This window comes from Pedobacter sp. 01T416_2 (assembly GCF_056398925.1).
In genome coordinates, this window is sequence record NZ_JBFTQI010000461.1 from 1 (window position 1) to 4751 (window position 4751).

2 protein-coding genes and 1 pseudogene are annotated in these 4751 nt (G+C 40.6%); all 3 read left to right on the forward strand.

The window, feature by feature from the left end:
* Nucleotides 1-230: pseudogene (locus tag AC1DPQ_RS17975) on the forward strand (type IX secretion system outer membrane channel protein PorV); the annotation flags it as partial.
* Between the two features lie 134 nt (nucleotides 231-364).
* Nucleotides 365-727, forward strand: coding sequence for a response regulator transcription factor (locus AC1DPQ_RS17980; protein WP_477610424.1), 363 nt, complete (start codon nucleotides 365-367; stop codon nucleotides 725-727).
* Nucleotides 728-810: 83 nt separating this feature from the next.
* Nucleotides 811-4751, forward strand: a 3941-nt coding sequence (locus AC1DPQ_RS17985) for an Ig-like domain-containing protein (RefSeq protein WP_477610425.1), incomplete at its 3' end; no start/stop codon positions are given.

Sequence of the window (4751 nt, forward strand, 5' to 3'; positions counted from 1 at the left end):
CCGGGCTCGAACTGTTATTTAAAGATAGGTTGGTATTCCGTGCGGGCTATAACTACCAGGATGCACAGAAAGGTGATGGCAGTTATTTTACCCTTGGTGCGGGCTTTAGGTATCAGATCTACAGCATTGATCTGTCTTATCTCGCCACGGCAGAAAGAAGCAATCCGCTCGCCAATACAATTCGGTTTGGCCTTGCGGTAAACTTCCTCCCTAAGAACAGAAACCTGTAGGAGCGATAGTTTATGAAAGGCATGGGTGGTAGTGCTTTTGGGGCAAATGCATGATGCTGATAGGGTAAAGAGATAAAATATTTCTTGCAGAAGATGTATGAGGAATTAAAGATTTAAAAAAAGATAAAATAACTATGGCAAAAAAAATATATATCCTTGAGGATGATGAGGGAATAAAGGATATAATTGAACGCATACTAACCTTGGAGCTTTATGAGGTACAGAGCTTCTCCTCGGTGACGGATTTCTGGCTGGCCGATCATCATCAGGTTGATCTTTACCTTCTGGATGTGATGCTACCGGACGGGAATGGTCTGAATATATGCAGAGAGCTTAAGGCTATACAGGGAAGGAGTGYACCTGTACTGATGATGAGCGCACATGCCGATCTCTCGAATGTACGACAGGACTATGATGCTGAAGATTTTATAACCAAGCCCTTTGGTATCTCCGTTTTACTCGAAAAGGTGCATAGTCGGCTTTATTCCGGTAATTAGTTATACATCCCGTCGAATTTATAAAACAGTTTTTATACAAATACAAATATTGATGACACTTTTTTAATTTAAACCCCGACCAAATGAAAAAACGATTACTCTCTTTTCTTGCCATGCTATTGCTCTGTGTTTTGGCAAATGCGCAAAATCCCGTTCCTATTGTTGGGGCCGTTTCGAAAAGAACACCTCAAAGTGGAAATGAAACTACAAAAGCTTTTGACGGTAATTTAACTACCATGTATCATTCTAATTGGTCGTTAAATGCCATGCCTGATACGATTGATTTTTACTTTAATGGTGCCAAAAGTATTAACAAAATTGATTATACGCCTAGGCAGAGCCAAACAAATGGTATTTGGACAACTGTTGATGTTTATTATGCTACTGCAGATGCACCAAGTGTTTTTGTAAGCAAATTAACGAATATTACATGGACACTAACCAATACCGTAAAAACAATTGATATGACTGCCAGTCCCATAGTAAAACCTGGCATCGTTCGGTTTGTAATCAGGGCAGCTGGAGGAAATTTTTCTAGCTGTGCCGAAATTAATTTCTCTTCGGCAGAAACGGGAACATTACCAACTTCTGCAGATTGCGATAACCCTACTGTAGAAGATTTTATTGGGTATGCGGATGTTAAACTACCAATCTCAAGTGCAAGTGTTAGTCCGGCTGCAAACACTGGCGAAGACATTGCACGTACCTATGATAATAACACCAGTACACTGTACCATTCYAGCTATTCTGGGGGAGGCTTCCCGATTAGTTTAACCTATAATTTTACGGGTAACCCAACTGTTAATTATATCAATTATATACCCAGACAAGATGGTGGCCAAAATGGTCTTTTTGGGACGGGCGAAATTTGGTATAAAACTACCACTAATACTACCCTTACCAAATTAATGGACTTTAATAATGGTTTTGGCTCATCTTTATATCAAATTAACTTTCCATCTGCTTTAACTAATGTAACCCAGATTGTTGTTAAAGTGCTTACTGGAAGAAATAATTATGCCAGTTGTGCCGAGATGCAATTCTATCAGCAAAGTAGCGGAGGCAATTTATATACTAATATTTTTGCAAATGATCTACATTCAACTTTAAAACCTGGGGTAATCCAAGCCGATATTGATGGCATTACTTCACCATTTTTTAAATCTTTAGCGCAGTGTATTTTTAACAATACCTACAACTATAAATACCGCGTGCAGACGTATGATTTTTATCCAAACCCTGGTACAGTTGAAGGTATTTTAAAATCAAATGGACTAAATCGAGTTGAAAACCCAACAGGTATAGCTTTTAAGGAAAATACAAAAGCAATAGTTTTTGTTGGAGATACCTATGGCGTAAATCCAAACTTGGTTGTTAAAGATTTTATACTTAATGATCATGCCACTGTAGACACTTATCCTTTACAGAAAGGCATAAACATTATTAATATAGCGCACAATGGCCAGGGTTATATTGGTTATTTTAGTAATAGGACCGACTTGCAACCAGTACAGGTTAACATTGCTACAGGCGGTGTAAATGGATATTATGATCCTTTAACAGATACCGATGAAGAGTGGACTAAAATGCTACTTAACGATGTATACCCCAAATTGGATATTAAAGGAACTTATATTAATTTAAATTTCGATAAATCGGCTCTTTTTGCAAATTCGCATGCTAGTGGAAAAGCGTTAATAGCAGCTTATGATGCCATTGTACATATAGAATATACGCAAAACGGTTTGTTCAAATACAATAGAGTACCTAAAAATCATATGTTTGTTAGAAGTGCAGATGATGGTGGAGGATGGTACGCAGGTGGAGACGGTGTCCATTTAGATTTGGGCTGGGGTGGCATTGCGGCGGCTTCAAGTGTTAATGCTAACTGGGGAATTGCCCACGAATTAGGCCATAATAATCAGGTTAGACCTGGAGCCAAATGGGTAGGTACGACAGAGGTAACCAATAATATCAATTCCGCATGGGTAGTATATACCTCAGGGGGTGGAAGTCGTATAGATGATGCTGGTGACTCACCTAAAGCTGGCGTCCCAGGTTTAACTGGTGGTTTGTTTGGTTCTTTATTTAACAATAGCCTCGTACAGAAAAAACATATACAGGATCAAGGAAATGTATTTATGACCTTAGTGCCTTTCTGGCAATTGGAATTGTATTATCAGCTTGGTGGAGGAGGAAAAAATTTACCAACCTTACTGCAAAGGGAAAATGGTACACCCGCTCCAGCTGGACAGCCAGATGTTGCCTATTGGTATGCTGATGTTTTAGAGAGAATGCGTACCACTAGCCAATCAGGCTTAAGTAATGGCCAATTGGTACTCAACTTTATAGATGCTACCTGCGATGCCGTACATGAAGACTTGACTGATTTTTTTGTAAAGAGTGGTTTCCTTTTGCCGATTGATAAGGATATTGATGATTATGGAGTACAACACATCACCATTACCCAGGCAATGATCGATACCTTTATTGCCTCGATACAAGCTAAAGGGTATTCAAAACCTGCATCTCCGGTTTTGAATTATATTTCGTTAAATAGCCTAAACACCTACAAGAATTTTACACCTATGACAGGAGCTACAGGCGTTGGCGTTACTGTTAATTCAGGTACCTTAACTATCGACCATGCCAAATGGACTAATGTAGTTGCTTTTGAAACGTATAATCAAAAAGTACTTACGGATGTAGCTATTTACGGTGCAGGATATCCAACTTTAGCTAACACAAAAACAACGGTTCAATACGGTACTGGTTCTACCAGCGTATATGCCGTGGGCGTTGATGGCTCAAGAAAATTGGTTTATCCGGCGGTAGATGTTGTCAACTCATTGCCAACTGTATCGATTACTTCACCTGTTAGCAATTCAGTAGTTACAGCGGGTAGCGATGTTTCGATTAACGCCAATGCTGCCGATACCGATGGGACAATTACCAAAGTAGAGTTTTATCAGGGGAGCACACTTTTAGGTCAGTCAAGCACTGCGCCTTATAGTTTTATCTGGACTAATCCAGCTGTCGGAAATTACAACCTTACCGCTAAGGCAACCGATAATAACGGAGGAGTAAAGGTATCAGACACGGTGAAGGTGATCATCAATACTTTACCAACAGTGGCCATCAGTTCACCGGCAAACAATACTGTGTTTACGGCTGGTACGAATGTTACTATCGATGCAAATGCCGCTGATACCGATGGAACAATTACCAAAGTAGAATTTTATCAGGGCAGCACTTTATTGGGCCAGTCAACCACTGCACCTTATAGCTTCACCTGGACTAATCCAGCTGTAGGAGCTTATGCACTTACCGCTAAGGCAACCGATAATAACGGAGGAACAAAGATATCAGACACAATTAAGGTTACCATCAATACCTTGCCAACGGTAGCCATCAGTTCACCGACAAATAATGCTGTATATACGGCAGGTGCAAATGTTGTCCTAAATGCCAATGCTGGTGATGCCGACGGTACAATCAGCAAGGTGGAGTTCTATCAGGGTAGCACACTTTTGGGTCAGTCAACCACTGCACCTTATGGCTTTACCTGGAATAACCCTGCTGCAGGAGCTTATGCACTTACCGCCAAAGCAACCGATAATAACGGGGGAACAACGACATCTGCTATCGTAAACGTTACCGTAAATGCCTTGCCAACAATAGCCATCAGTTCACCGGCAAACAATACTGTATATGCTGCAGGTGCAAATGTTACTATTAATGCCAGCGCTACGGATGCGGACGGTACGGTTGCTAAAGTAGAATTTTATCAGGGCAGCACTTTATTGGGCCAGTCAACCACTGCACCTTATAGTTTTACCTGGAACAATCCTTCAGTGGGAAATTATAACCTTACCGCTAAAGCAACTGATAATAACGGGGGAACAACGACATCTGCTATCGTAAACGTTACCGTAAATACCCTGCCAACAATCGCCATCAGTTTACCGGCAAACAATGCTGTATATGCTACAGGTGCAAATGTTACTATTAATGCCAGCGCTAC